The organism is Rodentibacter caecimuris, assembly GCF_001019715.1.
Classification (GTDB): domain Bacteria; phylum Pseudomonadota; class Gammaproteobacteria; order Enterobacterales; family Pasteurellaceae; genus Rodentibacter; species Rodentibacter caecimuris.
The window spans coordinates 2,404,525-2,428,233 of record NZ_BBXJ01000001.1 but is presented as its reverse complement, the minus strand read 5'-3'; the positions used below and the strand labels follow the sequence as shown (position 1 = coordinate 2,428,233).

25 protein-coding genes are annotated in these 23,709 nt (G+C 39.1%); 11 read left to right on the top strand and 14 right to left on the bottom strand.

Annotated features, from left to right (window positions below; translation table 11 throughout):
- Window positions 1-184: 184 nt before the first annotated feature.
- From PNEUHYL_RS12000 to PNEUHYL_RS11960, 9 genes are all read right to left on the bottom strand, one after another.
- Entirely contained in the window at window positions 185-1,579 is a 1,395-nt protein-coding gene (locus PNEUHYL_RS12000; protein WP_059368602.1) for a DHA2 family efflux MFS transporter permease subunit, read from the bottom strand.
- On the bottom strand, window positions 1,576-2,088 hold the full coding sequence (gene mobB, locus PNEUHYL_RS11995) for a molybdopterin-guanine dinucleotide biosynthesis protein MobB (RefSeq protein WP_018356130.1): 513 nt from the start codon (window positions 2,086-2,088) through the stop codon (window positions 1,576-1,578). The genes PNEUHYL_RS12000 and mobB overlap by 4 nt, the downstream gene beginning before the upstream one ends.
- 312 nt (window positions 2,089-2,400) lie before the next feature.
- On the bottom strand, window positions 2,401-2,622 hold the full coding sequence (locus PNEUHYL_RS11990; RefSeq protein ID WP_059368601.1) for a hypothetical protein: 222 nt from the start codon (window positions 2,620-2,622) through the stop codon (window positions 2,401-2,403).
- A 9-nt stretch (window positions 2,623-2,631) separates the two neighbouring features.
- A complete protein-coding gene (locus PNEUHYL_RS11985) occupies window positions 2,632-3,066 on the bottom strand; it encodes a SoxR reducing system RseC family protein (protein WP_059368600.1) in 435 nt (144 codons plus the stop codon).
- Window positions 3,060-3,833: a class I SAM-dependent methyltransferase gene (locus PNEUHYL_RS11980; RefSeq protein WP_059368599.1), complete on the bottom strand. Its 774-nt coding sequence runs from the start codon at window positions 3,831-3,833 to the stop codon at window positions 3,060-3,062. The genes PNEUHYL_RS11985 and PNEUHYL_RS11980 overlap by 7 nt, the downstream gene beginning before the upstream one ends.
- A complete protein-coding gene (trmA, locus tag PNEUHYL_RS11975; protein ID WP_059368886.1) occupies window positions 3,815-4,906 on the bottom strand; it encodes a tRNA (uridine(54)-C5)-methyltransferase TrmA in 1,092 nt (363 codons plus the stop codon). The genes PNEUHYL_RS11980 and trmA overlap by 19 nt, the downstream gene beginning before the upstream one ends.
- An 82-nt stretch (window positions 4,907-4,988) precedes the next feature.
- Window positions 4,989-5,324 carry a MaoP family protein gene (locus PNEUHYL_RS11970; protein WP_059368598.1) on the bottom strand — a complete coding sequence of 112 codons (336 nt, stop codon included), beginning with the start codon at window positions 5,322-5,324 and terminating at the stop codon, window positions 4,989-4,991.
- 56 nt (window positions 5,325-5,380) lie between these two features.
- On the bottom strand, window positions 5,381-5,986 hold the full coding sequence (gene dsbA / locus PNEUHYL_RS11965) for a thiol:disulfide interchange protein DsbA (protein ID WP_059368597.1): 606 nt from the start codon (window positions 5,984-5,986) through the stop codon (window positions 5,381-5,383).
- Window positions 5,987-5,997: 11 nt separating this feature from the next.
- Window positions 5,998-6,264, bottom strand: coding sequence for a YihD family protein (locus PNEUHYL_RS11960; protein ID WP_059368596.1), 267 nt, complete (start codon window positions 6,262-6,264; stop codon window positions 5,998-6,000).
- Between the two features lie 64 nt (window positions 6,265-6,328).
- On the opposite strand from PNEUHYL_RS11960, the gene mobA reads away from it, so the two are divergent.
- From mobA to PNEUHYL_RS11945, 3 genes are read left to right on the top strand one after another with little or no spacing between them, the layout of a single operon-like run.
- Window positions 6,329-6,892 carry a molybdenum cofactor guanylyltransferase MobA gene (mobA, locus tag PNEUHYL_RS11955; RefSeq protein ID WP_077663974.1) on the top strand — a complete coding sequence of 188 codons (564 nt, stop codon included), beginning with the start codon at window positions 6,329-6,331 and terminating at the stop codon, window positions 6,890-6,892.
- Window positions 6,893-6,936: 44 nt separating this feature from the next.
- Complete coding sequence (locus PNEUHYL_RS11950; protein ID WP_059368595.1) at window positions 6,937-7,518, top strand: rhomboid family intramembrane serine protease; 582 nt, start codon at window positions 6,937-6,939, stop codon at window positions 7,516-7,518.
- Between the two features lie 27 nt (window positions 7,519-7,545).
- Entirely contained in the window at window positions 7,546-8,301 is a 756-nt protein-coding gene (locus tag PNEUHYL_RS11945) for a DeoR/GlpR family transcriptional regulator (protein ID WP_059368594.1), read from the top strand.
- A gap of 275 nt (window positions 8,302-8,576) precedes the next feature.
- Here PNEUHYL_RS11945 and dusA read toward each other — a convergent pair whose 3' ends face one another.
- Window positions 8,577-9,560, bottom strand: a complete 984-nt coding sequence (gene dusA, locus PNEUHYL_RS11940; protein WP_059368593.1) for a tRNA dihydrouridine(20/20a) synthase DusA — start codon at window positions 9,558-9,560, stop codon at window positions 8,577-8,579.
- A gap of 274 nt (window positions 9,561-9,834) precedes the next feature.
- Here dusA and rpsL point away from each other — a divergent pair, with 274 nt between their 5' ends.
- The 8 genes from rpsL to PNEUHYL_RS11900 all read left to right on the top strand — a co-directional run bounded on the left by rpsL (window position 9,835) and on the right by PNEUHYL_RS11900 (window position 18,719).
- Window positions 9,835-10,209, top strand: coding sequence for a 30S ribosomal protein S12 (gene rpsL, locus PNEUHYL_RS11935; RefSeq protein ID WP_005543325.1), 375 nt, complete (start codon window positions 9,835-9,837; stop codon window positions 10,207-10,209).
- Between the two features lie 158 nt (window positions 10,210-10,367).
- The gene (rpsG, locus tag PNEUHYL_RS11930) at window positions 10,368-10,838 is read left to right on the top strand and encodes a 30S ribosomal protein S7 (RefSeq protein WP_059368592.1); all 471 of its coding nucleotides are present in this window, start codon (window positions 10,368-10,370) and stop codon (window positions 10,836-10,838) included.
- Window positions 10,839-10,922: 84 nt separating this feature from the next.
- Window positions 10,923-13,025: an elongation factor G gene (gene fusA / locus PNEUHYL_RS11925; protein ID WP_059368591.1), complete on the top strand. Its 2,103-nt coding sequence runs from the start codon at window positions 10,923-10,925 to the stop codon at window positions 13,023-13,025.
- 66 nt (window positions 13,026-13,091) lie between these two features.
- A complete protein-coding gene (gene tuf, locus PNEUHYL_RS11920; protein WP_059368590.1) occupies window positions 13,092-14,276 on the top strand; it encodes an elongation factor Tu in 1,185 nt (394 codons plus the stop codon).
- A gap of 193 nt (window positions 14,277-14,469) precedes the next feature.
- Entirely contained in the window at window positions 14,470-15,411 is a 942-nt protein-coding gene (gene hemC, locus PNEUHYL_RS11915; RefSeq protein WP_059368589.1) for a hydroxymethylbilane synthase, read from the top strand.
- Window positions 15,411-16,151 carry a uroporphyrinogen-III synthase gene (locus PNEUHYL_RS11910; protein WP_059368588.1) on the top strand — a complete coding sequence of 247 codons (741 nt, stop codon included), beginning with the start codon at window positions 15,411-15,413 and terminating at the stop codon, window positions 16,149-16,151. The genes hemC and PNEUHYL_RS11910 overlap by 1 nt, the downstream gene beginning before the upstream one ends.
- A 21-nt stretch (window positions 16,152-16,172) precedes the next feature.
- The gene (locus PNEUHYL_RS11905; RefSeq protein ID WP_059368587.1) at window positions 16,173-17,438 is read left to right on the top strand and encodes a uroporphyrinogen-III C-methyltransferase; all 1,266 of its coding nucleotides are present in this window, start codon (window positions 16,173-16,175) and stop codon (window positions 17,436-17,438) included.
- A 9-nt stretch (window positions 17,439-17,447) separates the two neighbouring features.
- A complete protein-coding gene (locus PNEUHYL_RS11900; protein WP_059368586.1) occupies window positions 17,448-18,719 on the top strand; it encodes a heme biosynthesis protein HemY in 1,272 nt (423 codons plus the stop codon).
- 160 nt (window positions 18,720-18,879) lie between these two features.
- Here the strand turns inward: PNEUHYL_RS11900 and deoR are convergent, their stop codons facing one another.
- From deoR to PNEUHYL_RS11880, 4 genes are read right to left on the bottom strand one after another with little or no spacing between them, the layout of a single operon-like run.
- Complete coding sequence (deoR, locus tag PNEUHYL_RS11895) at window positions 18,880-19,632, bottom strand: DNA-binding transcriptional repressor DeoR (protein ID WP_059368585.1); 753 nt, start codon at window positions 19,630-19,632, stop codon at window positions 18,880-18,882.
- Window positions 19,633-19,640: 8 nt separating this feature from the next.
- Window positions 19,641-21,092, bottom strand: a complete 1,452-nt coding sequence (locus PNEUHYL_RS11890) for an FGGY-family carbohydrate kinase (RefSeq protein WP_059368584.1) — start codon at window positions 21,090-21,092, stop codon at window positions 19,641-19,643.
- Window positions 21,093-21,109: 17 nt separating this feature from the next.
- Complete coding sequence (locus PNEUHYL_RS11885; RefSeq protein ID WP_059368583.1) at window positions 21,110-22,141, bottom strand: ABC transporter permease; 1,032 nt, start codon at window positions 22,139-22,141, stop codon at window positions 21,110-21,112.
- 17 nt (window positions 22,142-22,158) lie between these two features.
- A complete protein-coding gene (locus tag PNEUHYL_RS11880; RefSeq protein ID WP_059368582.1) occupies window positions 22,159-23,652 on the bottom strand; it encodes a sugar ABC transporter ATP-binding protein in 1,494 nt (497 codons plus the stop codon).
- Window positions 23,653-23,709 lie beyond the last annotated feature (57 nt).

Sequence of the window (23,709 nt, the reverse complement as noted above, 5' to 3'; positions counted from 1 at the left end):
ATAATATCCCTATAGGTTGAATTAGTATAATTTTACCCTTCATAAAAAGTGTCGGGTAAAAACCAACTTAGCTACTCGGTATAAATATTGTCGAATAATAACGCAATTTTTGAATAGAGTATAGAAAAATAAAGAACACGAAAAAATAAGCCAAGAATAAAATTTTTCTTCGACGTAATGAGGGCTAACTACAATTCTTGCGTAAATGATTTCCATCTCCTTTGTGTAGTTTGGCTAAGATCAAGAGCAATAAAACAGCAAAAATAGATGAGGTTAAGAATGTATAGCTGAAGGCTTGTTGCAATAGCTCCCCTTCATCACCAAAAAGTTGACGATAAACATTCAAAATAATAGATGAGACGGCAATCCCAAAGCTAATGCCCACTTGTTGGACAATGCTGAGCACTGTTGCTCCTGCACTGGCTTGTGCTTGAGAAAGATCGCCTACAGCCAATGTATTCACAGCGGTGAAAATCATTGACATACAGGCCCCATACCACATTAAATTACAGATAATCCAGCCAAGTGAGGTTTGAGCGCTGAGCCATGCCATTGAGATAATCCCCATAGCCATAAAAAGTGCGGATGAAATCAGCGTAGTTTTATAGCCGAATTTATTCAGAATATGTCCGATGAAGATTTTGAATATCACTGACATTAAGGCAATGGGCATAAGTAACCAACCGGACATTTCAGCACTATATCCAAAAGAAAGTTGAAACATTAACGGTAATAAAAATGGTACGCCGGAAGCGGACAAACGAATAAATAAATTAGCCAGTATGCCCAAGCTAAATGTTCTAGTGCGAAATAGGGAAAGTGGTAGGAGCGCCCGTTCATTTCCTTTCGCATAAATCACATAAATAGCCAATAAGCAGATGCCGAGAATAAGTGCACTATAAGTGGGTAATGGATTTTGACGAGTTTCACCCAGTAAATCTAAACTGAGCGTTAATCCCACCAAACCTAGCGCGAACAATAAAAAGCCTATCCAATCCAACTTTTCTTCATCGCCCTTGATATTGTTCATTACCCTACTAGAAGCCCAAATACCCAATATACCAATAGGGATATTAATTAAAAAGATCCAGTGCCAAGTTGCATGAATCACCAACCATCCCCCTAAGATCGGTCCTAAAATCGGTCCGATTAAACCGGCTGTTGCCATTAAATTCCAAGCGTTAAGGAGTTGATGTTTAGGAACGGATTGAATAATGGCTAAACGGGCGACCGGCATCATAAATGCCCCGCCAATGCCTTGAATAACGCGTGCGAGAATGAGGATTTCTAAATTAGGTGCAGCGGCACAAGCTACAGATCCTAATACAAATGTGAAGACAGCACTTCGAAAAACAGTGAGTGTACCGAATTTTGCCGTCACCCATGCTGTGAGGGGAATAAACAAGGCGACTGCTAAAGAATAGGCGATGATCGCCATTTGCATTTCAAACGCCGATTTATGCAAATCGACAGAAATTGTCGGTAATGCGGTATTTAAGATCGTGGCATCAAGGCTTTGCATAAAAAGCGCCATTGCCGCTACCCAAGCCAAGCCTTGATAAGTGCGGGTATCCGTCATTTTCTTTCCTGTGAACGGAGCCAAGTTTCGATAAAATCAGCTATTTGTGGAATTTGGTTAATATCTAACAAAGTGCGGTCGATTTCAAGGGAATAATTGGTAGCGAGGGCAAGGACATTGTTGTCTATTTCCGGCAAGGATTGTGCCATTTCCTGACGGTGTAAAAGAATTTTCGGAATCGGCTCTTGTTTAAACCCTTCTATAAGAATTAAATCCGTTAATGTGCGATCAAATTGTTGAGCCAGATAATTTATCGAAACCGGTGAGGGTGTTTCTGTCATCATCGCCCAGCGGTTATCGCATGCCATTATCACTTGGGCAGAGCCTGCCTCTTTCATTCGCCAACTGTCTTTCCCTTCTTTATCCACCTGTGCATTATGATGACTGTGTTTGATCACAGACACTCGAATTCTGCGTGCGATAAGTTCGGGAATGAGTTTTTCCAAAAGAGTGGTTTTACCGCTACCACTATAACCGGTGATACCAAGAAGGGGAATTTGAATACGCATAAAAATAACCTTAAAAACGACCGCACTTTAACGATTTTCAAACAGTAAAAACCCCGATAAATCGGGGTTGATGATATTTATCGGGAATTTTTTAAGAGATGATTTGCCCAAATAGCGTCAGCGATACCAATCAATGCAATAATGCCAAGACCAATTTAAGCCACATATTATCTATCCTCCGATAGTTCACGAAACACCCGATAAGTTAAAATTGATAATATTTATCGAGAGTTTTTTAAGAGATGATTTGCCCAAATAGCACCGGCGACAGCTATCAATGCAATAATACCAAGACCAATTGTAAGCCACATATTATCTATCCTCCGATAGTTGACGAAAAAAACGTCCTATCACTAAACAAAAATAAGCAATAGCAATTAAAAAAGCAATATTCATCCCTTTAAAAGCAAGGGAATGTTCGCTGTAGAGTATAACAGGCATCGCCAGAATAGCAACTTTTGCAATATCATCCGTTAATTTTGACCAAGCTGATAATGAGCTTTTTTCAATGGGGGATTGGAATAAATTAAACATTGTTTGCTTTCAAGAAAGTACGCGTAATAAGACCGGCTGAAATTCTGTTTGTCTCCCTCGCTTTTTTGTATAGTGCTTAATGAAAACAAAAGAAAGCACGGTAAAAAGAAGAATAATGAGGGCTCGGATCAATTCATTTTCGCTAATGTAATCGGATAACAGCGTTGTGATAAGCAAAGTAACAAGCGGTACGATGTACATGAATAATGCGGAAAACAGCATTAATTTTTCTGCTAAGCCAATTTCCACCACTTGCCCTTCGCGTAACGGCATCATGGTTTCCACATTAAAAATATGTTCCCCGCGTTTGCCGTTGAGTTCGGAAAGGTTGGAAGTGCCGCAGTTGTTTTTTGCCGCACACTGTCCGCAGGCACCTTGGGATTGACATTTTACTTTTGCCACGCCGTTTTCATAGCCAATGACGACCGCACTTTCTTTTAACATCGTGCCTCCGCTACATAAATATCAAAGCGGTGATTCTTCGTTTCACGACAAAAGTGCGGTTGTTTTTTTGCGAGAAATTCCGCATAGTCGGGGCGTTTTACCACCACTCGTTGTCGGGCTAATTGTAACGCAGGGGCAAGCAGTGCGTCTGCATCCAAATCTGCTCCGACTAAATGCTGAAACACGCGCATTTCTTTTTTTACCAAAGCGGATTTTTGTTTGTGCGGATACATCGGATCGAGATATACCACATCGGCAAAATCCGTTTCGGGATTTAATTCATGAATATGACGAACAGTTAATAAACGCAAATTTTGCCACAACATTTCCCCTATCTCTTCATCCTGATAGGCGCGATTTAAGCCGTCTTGCAACAATAAATAGACAATGGGATGGCGTTCTACTAAACGCACTTGACAACCGATGGCGGCTAAGACGAAGGCATCACGTGCCAGCCCTGCGGTAGCATCAATTACCGTTGGTAATGCATTGCCTTTGATTCCCACCGCTTTTGCTATTGCTTCACCGCGTCCACCGCCGAATTTTCGCCGATGTGCCATTGTGCCCCCCACAAAATCCACATACACCGCACCAAGTTTGGGTTCGTCTAATTTGCGTAACTCCAAACGCTCATCCGTTTGTACTAGGGCAAGCGGGCTTTGATCATCAGGGATAATGTTCATTGCGCCACAAAGTGCGGTTAAATTTTCGAGCGTTTTTTCCGTGGATTCGGAAATGAGCCGAATCTTTACTTGCGAATCAGCCATACGCCGCTTTCCATGTGATCGGTATAAGGGAATTGATCGAACAACGCCGCTTTTTCAATACGGTGCGTTTTTGACAGCTCTTGCAAATTATCACATAAGGAATGAGGGTTGCATGAAATATACAAAATACGATCATAGCCTTGCACGAGTTTTACGGTGTCGGGATCAAGCCCGGCACGAGGAGGATCGACAAAAATGGTATGACATTTGTAAGTGGTTAAATCAATGTCTTTTAATCGATTAAAGGTTCGCACTCCGTTTATCGCTTGGGTAAACTCTTCCGCTGACATACGAATAATCTGCAAATTATCTACGCCATTTGCTGCAATATTAAATTGGGCGGCTACCACCGATGGTTTTGCTATTTCCGTGGCAAGGACTTTGCGGAAATTTTGTGCCAAGGCGATAGAAAAATTACCATTGCCACAATAAAGTTCGAGCAAATCGCCCTCGCTCCCTTTTGTGCAATCTATCGCCCATTCCAGCATTTTGCAATTTACTGCGGCGTTAGGTTGGGTAAAACTGTTTTCCACTTGGCGATAGATATAGTCCCGTCCAGCCACAGACAAGATTTCATCCACGTAATCATGATCCAAGCAAATTTTTTGTTTACTCGCGCGTCCGATAATTTGCACATCGAAACTAAGTGCGGTCAATTTTTCTTTCAAATTTTTAGCCGCACTTTCCCATTCTTCGGAAAGCGGTTTGTGATAAAGCAGGCTGACGATGATTTTATTACTCAAGGTGCTGAGATAATCAATTTGAAAGAGTTTTTTGTGCAGGATTTCTTGTTGTTTAAGCAAAGGCAGCAAGGTTTTCATCATACGATTAATCAGCCGGCTGGCGATAGGAAATTCGTCCACTCGGTAAGGTTTACGCGTGGTTTGATCAAACATAATATGATAAAAATCATCCTGTTCATGCCAAATACGAAATTCCGCCCGCATACGATAATGGCTGGTCGGTGAATCAAACACTTGAATTATTGGTGCGTTAAACGGGCGCAGAAGTGCGGTTAGTTTTTCTTGTTTTTTTTGTAGTAATTCGGTGTATTGAGAAATGGGGAGTTGCATTTGTTGAGTCCAACTGTATGGGGCCAAAGCAATTTATAAAATAAACAAAAGGCAGACTTCAGCCTGCCTTGTCTCATTGATTTTATTCGCCGGAATAATCATCACCGCCGGATGCAGCTTCACTCACATCACCGGAGAGGGTATAAACACGTTTGGTGGTGTTGATGCGGGTGCGGTATTTATTCCATGTTTTTTCAAAGAAAGTTTCCGCTGCACGTTCTCCGCGACAGAAGGCGACAAACTCTTTTTCTTCTTTTGTTGCCGGTTCACGCTCACCTAAATCTAATGCTTTGAACGCTTGTCCGTATTGCTCAAGCACTTGTGATTCTTTGATCGTGTAATCACCGTGACGCGAAAATCCGCGCGGATAGTTTTTGTCGTCAAAAAAACGACGGGTAACGCTAAAACTTGCAGCCATGATCATCTCTCTTTCTTTGATTGCTTAAAAAGGGTCGGCATTAAACCAATTTTTCGCTATTTTTGCAATAAACCTTTTACGGTTTCCACGTAATCCTTAACGAAATTATCATAATTTAATCCTTCAGGGTTAACTCGGAATTTACCGTTTACATAGAAATCCGGTACGCCGTGTACACCGAATTGTTCGGCTGCATTGGTTTGTTTGTTCACTAAGCCGTTCACCGCAAAACTATTGATTCCTCCATCAAATTGTTCCGCTGTAATGCCATTATCTAAGAAGATCGTGCGAATATCGTCCATTGACTTTAAACGATCTTTTTGCGCCGCTTCAAATAAAGGCATTTTGACTTTATTTTCTACACCTAATGCCATTGCCAGCGCCCAAGCACGGGTTAGGTTTTCAGACTGACGTCCTAAAAAACTTACATGATATTGTTTAAATGCGACACCTTCTGGTAATTCGTCTTTCACTTGTTGAGGAATTTTATATTCCATTTCAAAGGAATAGCAATGAGGGCAATAAAAAGAGAAAAATTCAATCACTTCTTTTTGCATTGCCGCTTGTTGGTTGACTTGGATATATTGTTTACCTTCTTGTAAATTGGTGGCGAAGGCATTGACAGAAATTAACGCGCCTAATGCAAGTAAAAATTTTTTCATTTGTTTTTTCCTTATTTAATAATGCCGCGGGCTTTTAACAGCGCGGTTTTAAAATCTTCTTCGTAATCTTTTTTTATACCGGGAATGGGCTCGTGTTTATCCGTTCCATCCATTTTGAGTTGATAAATAATCACTTCATCAGTCAGTTCATTTAATGGTTGTTTAAAACCGGATTCATCAGCGATTTTTTGCAAGATTTCTATCAAGCTCAAATCCGGGGCTTTAGACCAATAAGGTTGTAAAAGTTCCAAAACTTCATTTAAACGCTTACATTTCATTGCTATTTTCTTTTTAATCGTAAAAAATAGGCGCATAATACTGCAAATTTTCACAGAATAAAATATGTTAACGATAAGTGCGGTGATTTTAGCGGGAGGAAAAGCTCGCAGAATGGAAGGACGTGACAAGGGGTTACAGGTTTTGCACGGTAAGCCTTTGATTCAATATATGATTGAACGTTTACGACCACAAATCACGGATATTTCCATTAATGCCAATCGAAACCAAGCCGTATACGCAAAATTCGGTTTTCCCGTTTTTGCCGATGAACTGGCTGATTTTCAAGGCCCGCTAAGCGGTATGCTGAGTGGGCTTGAAAAAACCAAGACGGATTTTGTTTTGTTTACCCCTTGCGATAGTCCTTTCTTCCCTAACAATTTACTCGAAAAACTCAAAAGTGCGGTGGAAAATGACCGCACTTTGATTGCTTATGCTTGCGATGAAGAAAGGGAACACCCTACATTTTGTTTGATATCGGTTGAATTAAAAGAGGTACTACGGACTTACCTTGCCTCCGGTGAACGGCGGTTGTTGCAATTTATGCGTAAAAATAAAGGGATTGCGGTGAAGTTTACAACAGATGAAGGACGATTTATGAATGTTAATTCCTTGGACGATTTACGATAATTATTTTTACGGTACTGAGAGTTGATTAAGAGACGTATTATTTTATGAAAAATTCTGATTTATCCCGTTATTTTACACCGCTACACATTATTACCGCGATCTGTATCATTGTGTATTTATTACAACAGCTCGGCTTTGAAGAAAGTATTATGGAAATTTTTCATTATCCTGTTTATTTTGATCAGGATGGGGAACTTTGGCGTTATATCACACATACTTTTGTGCATTTGTCGAATATTCACATTATTGCAAATTTATCATGGTTTTGGTTATTTGGCAGTGTGATTGAACGCTATTTTAGCGGTGGAAAGCTTTTTCTTATTTTTTTAGTTTCTGCCATTGTGAGCGGTATCGTACAAAATTATTTTTCGGGTGCGGGCTTTTTTGGATTATCGGGTGTGGTGTATGCGGTATTGGGTTATGTCGTTGTCGTCGATAAACTGAATGCTAACATTTTTAATTTGCCGAAGGGGTTTTTTACAATGTTACTTGTGGGGCTAATATTTGGATTTATTAGCCCTTTATTTAATATTTATATTGGTAATGCCGCCCATATTTCAGGTTTCATAGTCGGGTTATTTTGGGGATTTATTGATAGTAAAATTTATTTGAATCGGGTAGAGTAACAGCGCTATTTATTTAGGGGATACGATATGAAACAATCCATTCGCCATCAAAAAATTATGGAGCTTGTCAATCAGCATGGCTATTTAAGTACAGAAGATTTAGTTATCCGACTGGATGTCAGTCCGCAAACTATCCGACGAGATTTGAATGTGCTTGCAGAACTGAATTTTATTCGCCGTCATCATGGTGGGGCAGCCTCTCCTTCTTCCGCAGAAAATTCCGATTATATTGATCGCAAACAGTTCTTCTCTTCACAAAAAAATTGCATTGCCCAAGAAGTTGCAAAACTTATTCCGAATGGCGCTTCGTTATTTATTGATATTGGTACGACGCCGGAAGCGGTCGCAAACGCATTACTTGATCACAAATCGTTACGTATTGTTACGAATAATCTGAATGCCGCTCATTTGCTCCGTCAAAATGAAAGTTTTGATATTACTATGGCGAGCGGTTCGTTACGGATGGATGGGGGGATTATTGGTGAGGCTACAGTGAATTTTATTTCCCAGTTTCGGTTAGACTTCGGTATTCTTGGTATCAGTGCGATTGATGAAGACGGTTCCTTATTGGATTATGATTATCACGAAGTGCAAGTGAAACGAGCGATTATGGAAAGTTCACGTCAAACATTGTTGGTGACCGATCATTCAAAATTTACCCGACAAGCAATCGTCCGCCTAGCGGAATTGGGGGATGTGGAATATCTGTTTACAGATGAAGTGCCATTTCCTATTTGTCAATATTTACAGAATGTTAAAACGAAGTTAGTGATATGTCAGTAAGAAAGTGCGGTTATTTCTAACCGCACTTTTGTTTTTTTAACATCCATGTAAAACCACTAATGCAGTTAAGACCAATTCAAAAAAATAAAACAGGACTAAATTAGAATTTATAAACAGAAGAGAGACTCAAGATGCCAAGAAGTGTAAGACTTGATACTCCAAGAAACACGATGATCTCCCTCTCAAATCTTGGGTCTGATTATAGTATAAAATAGAGATAAAGAGAAAGAAAAAAATTGAAATTTGTGAAATGTGTCACATTTTTAGCTTGGGTTTTAATTTTCAACAAAACCAAGTGCTGTTTCAATAACTTCAATCCCTGCCCCCTGTTTGAATGCATTTTCACTTAAATAACGACGCCATTGGCGTGCGCCTTTACAATGTTGAAATGTTCCCAGCATATGGCGAACGATATGATTGAGGTAAACACCTTGGCTCAGTTGTTGTTCAATATAAGGCAGCATTGCTAACGTGGCTTCTAGTGGAGTAACAATCGGCATATTGGCTTCAAACAAAGCTTGATCGATCGTGCCGAGTAAGCTCGGGTTTTGATAGGCTTCACGTCCTACCATAACCCCATCGACAAATTGCAAATGTTGTTTCATTTCTTCCACGGTTTTGATTCCGCCATTAATGACGATTTTCAAATGGGGAAAGTCGCGCTTTAACTGATAGACGCGTTCATAATCAAGTGGTGGAATTTCACGATTTTCTTTAGGGCTTAAACCAGAAAGCCACGCTTTGCGTGCATGAATAATAAATTCCTGACAGCCTTTATCCTGTACTTTTTCGATAAAATCACATAAAAATTCGTAACTATCTAGCTCGTCAATACCAATGCGGGTTTTTACCGTTACAGGAATTTTAACCTCACTTTGCATTTGTGCGACACATTCTGCGACCAAATCGGCTTTCGCCATCAAACAAGCACCAAACATTCCGTTTTGTACGCGATCGGAAGGACAGCCTACATTAAGATTAATTTCATGATAACCTCGCTCTTCCGCCAGTTTTGCGCAATGTTTGAGTTGTTCGGGATCGCTTCCGCCTAATTGCAAGGAAACCGGATTTTCACGGTGATCAAAATCCAACAGATCATATTTGGCATGAATAATCGCTGGAGTTGTCACCATCTCTGTATAAAGCAAGGCGTGCTGAGAAAATTGACGGTGAAAATAACGGCAATGACGCGTTGTCCAATCAAGCATTGGCGCAACAGAAAAGCGACCACGATAAAAGTGCGGTTGATTTTGAGGCATTTTGTTTCTCTGGTTTATTGATCCTGATTCAGCGAAGGATATTTGTGTAAATCGACATGGGATTATGGCGATAATCACGTAGGAAATCAATCATCAAATCCCTGTAATTAAGGGACACGCCTCGGCAAGGATCTTTCAGGATCCTATTTCCGTTTAATAATTGACAATAGCTAACAAAATCATTAAAATTCAGCGTCTATTTCTATATTGAAGTAGATTTTTTGAACAACATTCTATTATTGAATAACATTTAATTTAAACTGGAGCTTTTTTAATGGCAACTATCAACCAGCTAGTACGCAAACCGCGTGTGAAAAAGGTTGTAAAAAGCAACGTTCCTGCATTAGAGGCTTGCCCGCAGAAACGTGGTGTATGTACTCGTGTATATACTACAACTCCGAAAAAACCGAACTCAGCGTTACGTAAAGTATGTCGTATCCGCTTAACAAACGGTTTTGAAGTGACTTCTTATATCGGTGGTGAAGGTCATAACCTTCAAGAGCACAGTGTTGTGCTTATCCGTGGTGGTCGTGTTAAAGACTTACCGGGTGTGCGTTATCACACCGTACGTGGTGCATTAGACTGTGCCGGCGTTAAAGACCGTAAACAAGGTCGTTCTAAATACGGCGTTAAACGCCCTAAAGCTTAATGGTTCTCCGTTAAGTAAGGCCAAACGTCTAAATTAGCAAAAAAATTTAAACCATAAACTCCAGTCAACAAAGCGCTTTGCGCTGCAAAGTTTCTCAATGAGAAATATTGCTGATGGGTTTTGGATATCCTGAAGATTAAAATACGGAGAAATTCGCAATGCCACGTCGTCGTAGTGTTGAACCTCGCAAGATTCTTCCAGATCCGAAGTTCGGTTCAGAATTACTTGCAAAATTTATTAATGTAATCATGGTTGACGGTAAAAAATCCGTCGCTGAGTCAATTGTTTACGGTGCGTTAGAAACGTTAGCCGAGCGTACAGGTAAAGAGCCTTTAGAAGCGTTTGAAATAGCACTTGAAAATGTGCGTCCAACCGTTGAGGTTAAATCTCGTCGTGTTGGTGGTTCTACTTACCAAGTACCGGTTGAAGTTCGTCCGGTTCGTCGTAACGCATTAGGTATGCGTTGGATTGTTGAAGCTGCACGTAAACGTGGTGATAAATCAATGGCTTTACGTCTTGCAAACGAGTTATCGGATGCTTCTGATAACAAAGGCGCAGCAGTGAAAAAACGTGAAGACGTTCACCGTATGGCTGAAGCTAACAAAGCATTTGCTCACTATCGTTGGTAATAAGCTTTTGAATTTAAAGGGCTTCATCGTTGATGAAGCCTTACCCTTATATAAACATATATTAAACTAAACAAGGTTATAATAATGGCACGTACAACTCCTATTGAAAGATATCGCAATATCGGTATTAGTGCGCATATTGATGCAGGTAAAACAACTACTACTGAACGTATCTTATTCTATACAGGTGTGAGCCACAAAATCGGTGAAGTACACGATGGTGCGGCAACAATGGACTGGATGGAACAAGAGCAAGAGCGCGGTATCACCATCACCTCTGCGGCAACAACTGCATTCTGGTCTGGTATGTCCCAACAATTTCCACAACACCGTATCAATGTTATCGACACTCCGGGACACGTAGACTTTACTGTTGAAGTAGAACGTTCTATGCGTGTTCTTGATGGTGCCGTAATGGTTTACTGTGCGGTGGGTGGTGTTCAACCTCAGTCTGAAACCGTATGGCGTCAAGCTAACAAATACGAAGTTCCACGTATTGCGTTCGTTAATAAGATGGACCGTACTGGTGCAAATTTCTTGCGTGTGGTTGACCAACTAAAAACTCGTTTAGGTGCGAATGCCGTTCCTCTTCAACTTCCAATCGGCTCTGAAGAGAACTTTACCGGTGTTGTTGACCTAATTAAAATGAAAGCAATCAACTGGAATGAAGCAGATCAAGGTATGACTTTTACTTATGAAGACATTCCTGCAAATATGGTTGCTGATTGTGAAGAATGGCGTCAAAACCTTGTTGAAGCGGCAGCTGAAGCCTCTGAAGAATTAATGGAAAAATACCTTGGTGGTGAAGAATTAAGCGAAGAAGAAATTAAAGCAGGTCTTCGTCAGCGCGTATTGGCGAATGAAATCATCTTGGTAACCTGTGGTTCTGCGTTTAAAAACAAAGGTGTTCAGGCGATGCTTGATGCAGTTGTTGAATATTTACCGGCACCAACAGATATTCCTGCAATTAAAGGTATCAATCCTGATGAAACAGAAGGTGAGCGTCATGCAAGCGATGAAGAGCCGTTCTCTTCATTAGCGTTTAAAATTGCGACCGACCCATTCGTAGGAAACTTAACCTTCTTCCGTGTATACTCTGGTGTAATCAATTCCGGTGATACTGTATTGAACTCAGTACGTCAAAAACGTGAACGTTTCGGTCGTATCGTTCAAATGCACGCAAACAAACGTGAAGAAATTAAAGAAGTTCGCGCAGGTGATATTGCTGCTGCAATCGGTTTAAAAGATGTAACAACCGGTGATACATTATGTGCAATTGATGCACCAATCATTCTTGAGCGTATGGAATTCCCTGAGCCGGTAATTTCTGTTGCGGTAGAACCGAAAACTAAAGCAGACCAAGAAAAAATGGGTATTGCATTAGGTCGTTTGGCGCAAGAAGACCCTTCATTCCGTGTACATACAGATGAAGAGTCTGGTGAAACCATCATTTCCGGTATGGGTGAGTTACACTTAGATATCATTGTTGACCGTATGAAACGTGAGTTCAAAGTGGAAGCTAACATTGGTAAACCTCAAGTATCTTACCGTGAAACTATCCGTACCCGTGTTAATGATGTTGAAGGTAAACACGCAAAACAATCCGGTGGTCGTGGTCAATACGGTCATGTTGTTATCGACTTGTATCCATTAGAGCCAGAAGGTCCGGGTTATGAATTTGTTAACGAAATCAAAGGTGGTGTTATTCCTGGTGAATACATCCCGGCTGTTGACAAAGGTATCCAAGAACAACTTAAATCCGGTCCATTAGCGGGTTATCCGGTAGTTGACCTTGGTGTGCGTTTACACTTCGGTTCATACCATGATGTGGACTCATCCGAACTTGCGTTTAAACTTGCTGCATCTTTAGCGTTTAAAGCGGCATTCGCAAAAGCAAACCCGGTTCTACTAGAGCCAATCATGAAAGTAGAAGTTGAAACGCCACCTGAGTATGTGGGTGACGTAATCGGTGATTTAAGCCGTCGTCGTGCAATGGTTAACGGTCAAGAAGCGAACGAATTTGTTGTTAAAATCGATGCAGAAGTGCCACTTTCTGAAATGTTCGGTTATGCAACAGACTTACGTTCACAAACTCAAGGTCGTGCATCATACTCAATGGAACCGTTAAAATACTCTGAAGCACCAACGAGTGTTGCTGCTGCAGTTATTGAAGCGCGTAAAAAATAGTATTTTTGTAACATAAGCGGTATAAAATTCTTAATTTTTATACCGCACTTTTAGGAAACATTAACAATGTCTAAAGAAAAATTTGAACGTACAAAACCGCACGTAAACGTGGGTACAATCGGCCACGTTGACCACGGTAAAACAACTTTAACAGCAGCAATCACGACAGTATTGGCAAAACACTACGGTGGTGCGGCTCGTGCATTTGACCAAATCGATAACGCGCCGGAAGAAAAAGCGCGTGGTATTACCATCAATACTTCACACGTTGAATACGATACACCAACCCGTCACTACGCACACGTTGACTGTCCGGGACACGCCGACTACGTTAAAAACATGATTACCGGTGCGGCACAAATGGACGGTGCAATCTTAGTGGTTGCGGCGACTGACGGTCCTATGCCACAAACTCGTGAGCACATCTTATTAGGTCGCCAAGTAGGTGTACCTTACATCATCGTATTCTTAAACAAATGCGATATGGTTGATGACGAAGAGTTATTAGAATTAGTCGAAATGGAAGTTCGTGAACTTCTTTCTCAATATGACTTCCCGGGTGATGACACCCCAATCGTACGTGGTTCAGCATTAAAAGCGTTAGAAGGCGATGCGGCATGGGAAGAAAAAATCCTTGAATTAGCAAACCACTTAGATACTTATATCCCGGAACCTGAACGTGCAATTGACCAACCGTTCCTTCTTCCAATTGAAGACGTGTTCTCAATCTCAGGTCGTGGTACGGTAGTAACCGGTCGTGTAGAGCGTGGTATCATCCGTACAGGTGATGAAGTTGAAATCGTGGGTATCAAAGATACCACTAAAACAACCGTAACCGGTGTTGAAATGTTCCGTAAATTACTTGATGAAGGTCGTGCAGGTGAAAACATCGGTGCGTTATTACGTGGTACCAAACGTGAAGAAATCGAACGTGGTCAAGTATTGGCGAAACCGGGTTCAATCACGCCACACACTGACTTCGAATCAGAAGTGTACGTATTATCTAAAGATGAAGGTGGTCGTCACACCCCATTCTTCAAAGGTTACCGTCCACAATTCTATTTCCGTACAACAGACGTAACCGGTACTATTGAGTTACCGGAAGGTGTGGAAATGGTAATGCCTGGCGATAACATCAAAATGACTGTATCCTTAATCCACCCGATTGCGATGGACCAAGGTTTACGTTTCGCAATCCGTGAAGGTGGTCGTACTGTAGGTGCGGGCGTTGTTGCGAAAATTATTAAATAATTCATCTGATGAATTGAATGTGGAGGCAGATCGAAAGATCTGCCTTTTTCGTATCACTTTTTTATATCCTATAGATAAGATTTAACCGAAAGCAAGATCACAGTAATCTTCTATAGAAAAGCTAAATGAAAACTGACTTTTTTCCCTAAGAGTGATAGGATAAAGGACAAATTGCTGACATATTAATACAGTTATGACAACATCAACTATTCTAAAAATAGCAACACGCCAAAGTCCGCTCGCATTATGGCAAGCTAATTTTGTTAAAGAACGTTTAGAAAAAATACACCCGGGATTAACCGTGGAACTTGTTCCAATGGTGACAAAAGGGGATATCATTCTTGATACTCCTTTGGCCAAAATTGGCGGGAAGGGCTTATTTGTCAAAGAATTAGAAAATGCATTATTAGAAAAACGCGCCGATATTGCTGTACACTCCATGAAAGATGTTCCAATGCAATTTCCAGAAGGGCTTGGACTAAGTGTTATTTGTAAGCGTGAAGACCCACGCGATGCCTTTGTCTCCAATCACTATGCGTCATTTGATGATTTACCGAAAGGCGCGATTGTCGGTACATCAAGTTTACGCCGTCAATGCCAATTAAAAGAGTTACGACCGGATTTAGATATTCGCTCTTTACGTGGTAATGTGGGGACTCGGTTAAGCAAATTGGATAATGGCGAATACGATGCAATCATTTTGGCTGCAGCCGGGTTAATTCGTCTGGGGATGAAAGAGCGTATTGCCTCTTTTATTGAGGTGACAACTTCTTTGCCGGCAGTTGGACAAGGTGCCGTTGGGATTGAATGTCGAACGGATGATCATCTCGTTCAGGCATTACTCGCGCCGCTTGCTGATGAAGAGACAACAGTTTGTGTCAAGGCGGAGAGAGCCATGAATGAACGTTTGCAGGGGGGATGCCAAGTGCCTATTGGGGGATATGCTGTTCTCGAAAATAATCAAATTTATTTACGCGCTCTGGTTGGTGAACTTGACGGTTCATCAATTATTCGGGCAGAAAGTAAAAGTGCGGTTGAGACAGCGGAAGAATTAGGCGTTCAACTCGCAGAAAAATTGCTCGCACAAGGTGCCGATCGTATTCTTGCGAAAGTTTATGGATTAGGAGAACAATAATGGCGATTCTTGTCACCCGCCCTGATGAACGTGGAAAACAGCTGGCTGATTTACTCAATCAAGCCGGTCGGGTGGCGTTATATTTACCTTTATTTACTTTTGAAAGTGGTAAAGAGTTGGAAAGCCTACCGGGGAAACTTGATCGATTAAAATCCGGTGATTATGTCTTTCTGGTGTCTAAAAGTGCGGTTGATTTTTCGGCTAAAACGCTAAAAGAAGTCGGTTTCCATTGGCGTGAAGATTTACAATACTTTACTGTTGGGCAAAGAACCGCACAGCATTTTGCCTGTCAAAGCGAACAATTTATACGCTATCCCATTGAACAGGAAAATAGTGAGGGATTGCTTGCTCTTCCACAAATGCAACAACTTAATGGAAAACAAATTTTAATTTTACGCGGTAATGGCGGGCGTGAATATTTTACTGAACAAGCGAAAAAACGAGGAGCAATGGTAGAAACGGTGGAATGCTACCGTCGAGAGCCTATAATCTATAATAATGATGAACAAAGCAGTATTTATAAACGTTCCGGTGTGGATACATTAGTCGTCACCAGTTTAGAAATTTTACATGCATTAATTAAATTTGTCCCTGAAACTGAACAAAGCTGGCTGAAAAGTTGTAAGTTAGTCACGGTGAGTGCCCGTATTGCCGATGTAGCAAAATCTCAAGGCTGGCAAACCGTCATCCTCTCTCCAAAAGCGGATAACCAAAGTTTGTTGAAGACATTACTTAGCTAAATGACCTAATAAGGAATGAATATGGCGAAAAATAAATCAAATGAAGTAGCAGAAAACCTTGATGATACTGTAGAAAGTATCATTGAAACCACAGCTGAAACCCCAACTGAAACCAATTCCCAACCGGCTCAAACCATTGTGAAGAAAAGTGGAACAGGGTTAAGTCTATTGGCTATTTTTATTGCGTTAGGTGTGGGCGGAGCCGGCTATTATTTAGGGCAGCAGCAAGTGGGGGAAATTCAGCAAAAATTGACCGCACTTGAAGGGAAAATCACTAACGTTTCGTCAACTCCTTTGGACAGTGTTCAACCTGAACAGATTGAAACTCTTGAAAAAAATATTTCCGCAACACAAAATAAATTGAATCAAGTTGAGCAATTGGTTTTAGTAAAAGATCAGGAGTTAGGTGCATTACGTCACCAACTTGAAGTAGTGAGTAAACAAGCGGTGGCTCAACAGCCTAACGATTGGTTATTTTCAGAAGCCGATTTTTTACTTAACAATGCATTACGTAAGCTAGTGTTGGACAATGATGTAGAGACCGGAATTTCTCTATTGAAATTGGCTAATGAAACATTAATGAAGGTAAATAGTTCTGAATCAATAGCGATTCGTGCGGCAATTAACCAAGATCTCAAACAGTTACTTTCAGTCGATAATGTTGATCAAAATTCGGTAATGCAACAGCTTTCCCAGTTAGCCAATTCTGTGGATGAATTGCCTTTGTTGAATGTTAATTTTGGCGATGTTTCCGATTCGACCAAATTGTCTGATTCTTTGGACGATTGGCAAGCTAATGCAGAAAAAAGTGCGGTTTCTTTTTTGAATCATTTTATCCGAATTACACCGAAGCAAGGCGCGGACAAAAAAGAATTGCTTGCCCCCAATCAAGACATTTATTTACGTGAAAACATTCGCTTACGTTTACAGTTAGCGATTATGGCGGTGTCTCGTCAGCAAAATGATTTATATAAACAATCTTTGGATGCGGTTGCAACTTGGGTACGCAGCTATTTTGATACAAACACGGAAGTAACACAGAATTTCCTAAAATCTACTGACGAATTAATGGAATTATCGGTTTATGTCGATGTGCCGAATCAATTACAAAGTTTGAACTTACTTGATAAATATCTCAATCGTACGCCTATGGATGTGAAAAAAATTGAGATTGAAGCTGAAAAATCTTTTGACGAACCGACAAAATCAAATGATGTGAAAGAGGGCCAAGCCAATCAGGATGTGTCTTCTGCGGATGAGAAACCAACCACTGAGCCTCAACAATAGGGATAGATTATGTTTAGAACACTATTTTTAATGCTGGCTTTACTTGCAGGGTTGATTGCAGGCCCATATCTTTCAGGTCAGCAAGGTTATGTTCGTATTGAAACGGCAGGTAATATTTATGAAATGTCTATCACGACACTGGTGATTTTATTTGTTGCAGCCCTTGCAGTAGTTTATGCCATAGAGTGGATTGTTAGCCGTTTCTTGCGTTTAAGTAATAATACTTACAGCTGGTTTTCTCGTCGTAAACGTGTTAAAGCACAAAAACAAACTCTTGAAGGTTTAATGAAAATGGACGAAGGGGATTATAGCAAGGCTGAGAAACTTATCGGTAAGAATGCGAAACATTCTGACGAACCTATTTTAAATCTCATTAAAGCGGCTGAAGCTGCACAACAACGTGGTGATGAATTTAGCGCAAACCGTTATTTAATTGAAGCAACCGAACTTGCTGGTTCGGATAACTTACTTGTTGAAATTGCCCGTACCCGAATCCTGTTACAACAAAATAAATTACCGGCAGCCCGTAGCTCGGTAGATAGTTTGTTGGAGATGACGGATCGAAATAAAGAAGTCTTAAAATTAGCGGTTGAGATTTATACGCAATCTAAAGCTTATCAGGCGCTTGATAATATTTTGGATTTAATTCAGCGCTCAGGTTTATATTCACCCGATGAGTTTAAAACGGTGCAGGTGAATACAGAGAATGGTTTACTTGATGAAAAAATGAATGAAGAAGGCGTAGATGGTTTACTCGCTTGGTGGGAAGCTCAGCCTCGCCGTCGTCGCAACGATTTAGGTTTAAAAGTTGCATTAATTCAACGCTTAATTGATTGCAATGACCATGAATCTGCTTATGAATTCACCCTAGAAACATTAAAGAAATGGGGCGATAATACACCGTTAAGTCCGGCACTTTGTACACAAATGACCCGTTTACAGCCGACTGATAATACAAAATTAATCAAGATGATGGAAAAACGTGCCAAATATGCTGATGAAAATCAATGCTGTGGTATTAATCGTGCTCTTGGTTATTTGTATGTGCGTAATAACGAATTTACTAAAGCGGTAGAGGCTTTTAAGAAAGTCATTGCTTGCCCGAAACAGCTCGAATCTAATGATGCTATGATGGCGGCTTACGTATTTGAGCAAGCCGGCGATAAAGCGATGGCAGAAAAAATCCGTCAAGAAAGCCTACACCATGCAATGTCGCTCCAAACTAGCGAGGTAGATAAAACTGAAGAAAATCCTACCGCACTTTTAGAAGAAAAAGTGTAAAACTTAATTTAATAAGTGAGAGGTTCTCATTTAGCATATGCTCATCAAGGGTGAATGTTTTTTGTTTATGCATTTTATCAGCCAAAATAAAGCATTCACCTCTCTAAATTTCTATTTAATTATCTTATCTTATATTAAATTCAAGAGATCACGACTAAACTTATTTACCTCCCCAAATTCTTTCACTTGGTATTCCAAATTCTTCTGGAATAGGTCTATTACAGACTATCAGATCAAAGTCATCAAGTTGACCAATGTAGGCAGAATGAACTTGTTGAAACTTAGTATGATCAAAAATAAGAATTTTCTTTTGTGTTTTTGCCATGGCTTTTTGCTTTACTTGGGCTTCACTGAATCTAAAACAGGTTAGCCCCTGTTGTCTATCAACACCAGAAGTTGCAATAAATGCTTTCGTTGTACATACAGAGTCTAGTATGGAATGATTTTGAGTTGATGTGACCAGTGAATTATCTCTCGAATAATGACCACCACATAGAATAATATTGCAATTTATTTTCTCTTGTAAAATCATAAATGTATTAATAGAACAACATATCGCTGTAAATTTAACTTTATCAGAGATCTGTGAAGCTAAAGACGCAATCGTGGTTCCACAATCAAAAAATATGACATCCCCATCTTCAATTAAACTAGAGGCCAGTTTCCCTACAGCCATTTTTTCTACTATATTTTTATCTTGTTGTTCTAAGAGAAAATAATTATTTTTTGTTTCATTAACAATATATCCACCCAGCAAGCTCATTGATTTTGTGGAAACTAAGTCTCGACGAATAGTCATTTCTGAAACATTAAGGATAGCAGATGCTTCACGTAGATGGATTTTATCTACTTGCTTTAACAGTAATTCTAATTTTTTTATTCTGGAATTAATCTTAGTATTATCTATTGTCATGTTATTATTTATAAAGTTTTAAGTACATTGATTAAATTAATATAACTTTTATATTTTTGCTGGTATATAAAATAGTTTTCTATATTTGATTCTATTAATTTAACATTCGTTAATTTATTTATAATATCTTTAGTTTCTAAACCAACGCCTTGCATAGCCACTAATGCTGCTCCTAAACAACCTGGCTCGTCTACTTCGGAAATTTCCAATGTTATACCTGTTATATCAGCTAGCATTTGTAGCCATACTTGTGATTTTGTTATCCCTCCCATGACATGTAATTTTTCTGTATTAGGAAATTTTTTCTTCATATTTTCTATATGAGTCATTAAGCTAAAAATAACGCCTTCATAAATTGCGCGTAATAAATGAGATTTTGTATGGTAGGACTGGATTCCATAGAACCCAGATTTCACATTTTCTGTATTCGTTCCATATAAAAATGGAATAAATAGAACTGAATTTAACTGAGGTTTTATACTATCTACAAGAATATTGATTTCTTCATAAGTTAAGGGTGCACACTGTTCAATGAACCATTCTAAATTCGCAATAGAAGTAGGACTATCATCATGAATAATCAATTTACCTGTTTCAGGATAGCAACCATGAACTAATCTTTGTTGTTCATTGGCAAAATTCTGTGTTATTCCACTCACAATATGCCAAGTACCCAAAATAGCACAAAGTTCGTTCTCATTGGTGAGGTTAGCACATAATGTGGCCGCGACTACATCAAATAAACCACCAACTACAGGAGTACCTATTTCCAAACCTGATAATTCGGCAGATTCTGGTGTGACATAACCCACCACTTGATTTGATTTTGCTATAGGGGGAAGTTTGTCATATATTTCAGCAATATCTAATTTTTCCATGATTTCAGTATCATAGGCTTTTGCTGTCATATTATATAAATTAGATTCTGAAATATTAGTTTCTTCACAATGTAATTTGCCAGTTAAACAAAATCGAAGATAGTCATGGGACATCAAGACTGTACCAATATTTTTATAAAGATCGGGATTATTTTCTTTCAACCAACGTAGAATTGAGACCGGATGGCCTGCCCAGAGTGGCTGGTAAGTCTTCTGATAGAGCCAATGATGAATATGCTGTTTTTCCCAATTTTTGACAATATCACGAGCTCTTTGATCCGAGGAAATAATTGCGTTTCCTAAAGGCTTCTTTTCCTTATCTAGTAGAAATACACCTTTACCCTGAGCAGATATTCCAATAGATTTAACTTGTTTTGGGCTGATATTAGCTTTGGCTATAACCGTCTTTATGACTTTGACACAATCTAGCCATAATTTAGTCATATCCCTTTCAGCATACCCCTCCTTTTCACTTAAGATTGGAGAGTTTTGTCTTGATGACGAAAGAATATTTCCAGCACTATCCACTAATATGGCTTTAATAAAGGTTCCACCACAATCAATACCTAAATAATAATCCATTATGTTCCCCTAATTGATTAATATCTTCTAAAGAAAATAGCTTTAAAGTTGCTCATTGAGACTTCTCCTCGGCGTACTTGATCTAAAAACACTGCAAGGACAATAACCAACCCAATGATCAACCGCTGTAAATAAGAGGTAACATTTAGTAACGTTAATCCATTTTGCAATACACCCATAATTAGTGCACCTATAGATGTACTGATAACAGAACCAATTCCACCAATAAGACTTGTTCCACCGATGACTGTCGCGGCAATCGCATCTAATTCATAGCCAGTACCAGCAATAGGTTGTGCTGCATTTAATCGTCCCACTAAAATAACTGCACCGATTGCAGCAAATGCACCATTGATCACATAAGCCTTTATTTCTAATCGGTTTACGTTGATACCGGATAAGCGAACCGCCTCACGGTTTCCCCCTAATGCATAAATCTGGCGACCAAAAATAGTTTGGCTTAATACATAATAGCTCACCAATACAACAATAATGGCGATAATAACAGGAATGGGAATATGGATTTGTTCTGTGAGCTCTAGTTTACCATTGCCAAAAAACCGTAACGCATCTGGAAAATTATAGATAGTTTTACCGTCAGATAGTGTTAATGCCAACCCTCGTGCAATCCCCATCATGCCTAGCGTTGTGATAAAGGGAGTAACTTTGCAATAAACGATGAGAAAGCCATTAATATAACCACAAATTGCCCCAACAAGGATTGCTCCTATAATGGAACATAACACCAGTATTGTGACAGAAAAATCAGAGGGATTATCTCCCAAGTACCTTAATCCAGTGTGAATAAACAATCCTAAACAGACCGCACTTAACGCAACAATCGATCCGACAGATAAGTCAATTCCGCCTGTTAATATGACATAAGTCATGCCAACTGAAATAATACAAATTACAGAAACCTGTAATAGTATATTTAGTATATTATTAGATGATAAAAATACCTCATGAGCTAAGGACATCCCAATAATCATAATAAATAAAATAATTCCAATACCTAATTTAGAAAATATTTTTTTAAATTTATTCATAATTCCTCCAAATTTTATTAAACACCAATCATTAAACGCATAAGGTTTTCTTCATTAATCTCATCTTGTTTAGTAATTTCCTCTATTTTTTTACCATTACGCATAACGATGACTCGATCTGACATTGTAATTAATTCAGGTAAGTCTGATGACACCATAATAATGCTGCCGCCTTGTTCAACAAACTCTCGCATAAGATCATAAATTTCAGATTTCGCACCAATATCAATCCCCCTTGTAGGTTCATCAAAAAATAGAATATTTACACCACTTTCTAACCATCTTGCGATAATGACTTTCTGCTGATTTCCTCCAGATAGAGTTTTTGTCTCTTGCTCTTGATCTCTTGATACAATCTTTAATTGTTCTCTATTTTTTTCAACAAGTTGTTTTTCACTTTTTTTATCTAAATAAAAGTTTTTCCAAAAACGTTTTAAAATAGGCAATGTAATATTTTCTCGAATGCTTAATCCTAAAATTAATCCTTGTGATTTACGATCTTCTGTAATAAATCCAATTTTATTTTTAACAGCATCTTCTGGAGATAAAATATTCACTTTCTTATTATCAATAAAAATATTACCTATTGATTCATCCGCTCCATAGATTGCTCGTAGTAATTCAGTTCTTCCTGCACCAACCAAGCCGGCAAAACCAAGAATTTCACCTTTATAAAGGTGAAATGAGACCTGTTTAAGTTTTTTGTTACTAATTTTTTCAACTCTCAACTTTTCTTCATTAAAAAAGCTTTCTCTTTGATATTTGCTAAAATCAATATCTCTTCCAACCATTAATTTAACGATTTCTTCAGGAGATGTTTCTTTATACGGAATTGTGCCGGTAATTTCTCCATCTCTAAGCACGGTAACTTTATCTGCAATATATTCAAATTCTTCTAATCTATGAGAAATATAAATCATCGCAACATTCTTCTCTTTTAATTGCCGAATGATTTTAAACAGTGTTTGGGTATTTTTTCTTGATATTGAAGCGGTCGGCTCATCAAAAATGATCACTTTATATTGACCAAAAATTGCTTTGGCAATCTCAACCATTTGCTGTTGTGCAACGGATAGATTTGAAATTAAATCATCAGGGTGAATATCTAGTTCTAACTCATTAATAATTTTTTGTGTTTTTTCTCGCATCTTATGCCAGTCCATCAGTACACCTGCACGCTTTTTTTCAGAACCTAAGAAAATATTTTCCAACACACTCAATTGAGGAACTAACATCAACTCTTGGTGAATAAATCCAATTCCTAGTGTTTGTGCTTCCTTAACTGTCTTAGGAAGATAATAAGTATTTTTATAAGTGATCTCACCACTATCTCTGGAATAGATACCAGCAATTATTTTACATAACGTAGATTTACCTGCACCATTTTCACCAACTAAGCAATGAACTTCACCTTCATTAATTGTAAGATTAATATTTTTTAAAATATCAACACCAAAAAAACTTTTTCTTACATTATGGAGTTCTAAAATTACTTTTGAATTTATCGTCATTACTATCCCCCTACCATCCTCTCTAAAAACTAAATATAGCTTAAAAGATTTTGTAGA

Bases quoted from the DNA above. Each gene is read 5' to 3' on its own strand.
- PNEUHYL_RS12000 (WP_059368602.1), bottom strand. From the start codon at position 1,579: ATGACGGATACCCGCACTTATCAAGGCTTGGCTTGGGTAGCGGCAATG.
- mobB (WP_018356130.1), bottom strand. From the start codon at position 2,088: ATGCGTATTCAAATTCCCCTTCTTGGTATCACCGGTTATAGTGGTAGC.
- PNEUHYL_RS11990 (WP_059368601.1), bottom strand. From the start codon at position 2,622: ATGTTTAATTTATTCCAATCCCCCATTGAAAAAAGCTCATTATCAGCT.
- PNEUHYL_RS11985 (WP_059368600.1), bottom strand. From the start codon at position 3,066: ATGTTAAAAGAAAGTGCGGTCGTCATTGGCTATGAAAACGGCGTGGCA.
- PNEUHYL_RS11980 (WP_059368599.1), bottom strand. From the start codon at position 3,833: ATGGCTGATTCGCAAGTAAAGATTCGGCTCATTTCCGAATCCACGGAA.
- trmA (WP_059368886.1), bottom strand. From the start codon at position 4,906: ATGCAACTCCCCATTTCTCAATACACCGAATTACTACAAAAAAAACAA.
- PNEUHYL_RS11970 (WP_059368598.1), bottom strand. From the start codon at position 5,324: ATGGCTGCAAGTTTTAGCGTTACCCGTCGTTTTTTTGACGACAAAAAC.
- dsbA (WP_059368597.1), bottom strand. From the start codon at position 5,986: ATGAAAAAATTTTTACTTGCATTAGGCGCGTTAATTTCTGTCAATGCC.
- PNEUHYL_RS11960 (WP_059368596.1), bottom strand. From the start codon at position 6,264: ATGAAATGTAAGCGTTTAAATGAAGTTTTGGAACTTTTACAACCTTAT.
- mobA (WP_077663974.1), top strand. From the start codon at position 6,329: ATGTTAACGATAAGTGCGGTGATTTTAGCGGGAGGAAAAGCTCGCAGA.
- PNEUHYL_RS11950 (WP_059368595.1), top strand. From the start codon at position 6,937: ATGAAAAATTCTGATTTATCCCGTTATTTTACACCGCTACACATTATT.
- PNEUHYL_RS11945 (WP_059368594.1), top strand. From the start codon at position 7,546: ATGAAACAATCCATTCGCCATCAAAAAATTATGGAGCTTGTCAATCAG.
- dusA (WP_059368593.1), bottom strand. From the start codon at position 9,560: ATGCCTCAAAATCAACCGCACTTTTATCGTGGTCGCTTTTCTGTTGCG.
- rpsL (WP_005543325.1), top strand. From the start codon at position 9,835: ATGGCAACTATCAACCAGCTAGTACGCAAACCGCGTGTGAAAAAGGTT.
- rpsG (WP_059368592.1), top strand. From the start codon at position 10,368: ATGCCACGTCGTCGTAGTGTTGAACCTCGCAAGATTCTTCCAGATCCG.
- fusA (WP_059368591.1), top strand. From the start codon at position 10,923: ATGGCACGTACAACTCCTATTGAAAGATATCGCAATATCGGTATTAGT.
- tuf (WP_059368590.1), top strand. From the start codon at position 13,092: ATGTCTAAAGAAAAATTTGAACGTACAAAACCGCACGTAAACGTGGGT.
- hemC (WP_059368589.1), top strand. From the start codon at position 14,470: ATGACAACATCAACTATTCTAAAAATAGCAACACGCCAAAGTCCGCTC.
- PNEUHYL_RS11910 (WP_059368588.1), top strand. From the start codon at position 15,411: ATGGCGATTCTTGTCACCCGCCCTGATGAACGTGGAAAACAGCTGGCT.
- PNEUHYL_RS11905 (WP_059368587.1), top strand. From the start codon at position 16,173: ATGGCGAAAAATAAATCAAATGAAGTAGCAGAAAACCTTGATGATACT.
- PNEUHYL_RS11900 (WP_059368586.1), top strand. From the start codon at position 17,448: ATGTTTAGAACACTATTTTTAATGCTGGCTTTACTTGCAGGGTTGATT.
- deoR (WP_059368585.1), bottom strand. From the start codon at position 19,632: ATGACAATAGATAATACTAAGATTAATTCCAGAATAAAAAAATTAGAA.
- PNEUHYL_RS11890 (WP_059368584.1), bottom strand. From the start codon at position 21,092: ATGGATTATTATTTAGGTATTGATTGTGGTGGAACCTTTATTAAAGCC.
- PNEUHYL_RS11885 (WP_059368583.1), bottom strand. From the start codon at position 22,141: ATGAATAAATTTAAAAAAATATTTTCTAAATTAGGTATTGGAATTATT.
- PNEUHYL_RS11880 (WP_059368582.1), bottom strand. From the start codon at position 23,652: ATGACGATAAATTCAAAAGTAATTTTAGAACTCCATAATGTAAGAAAA.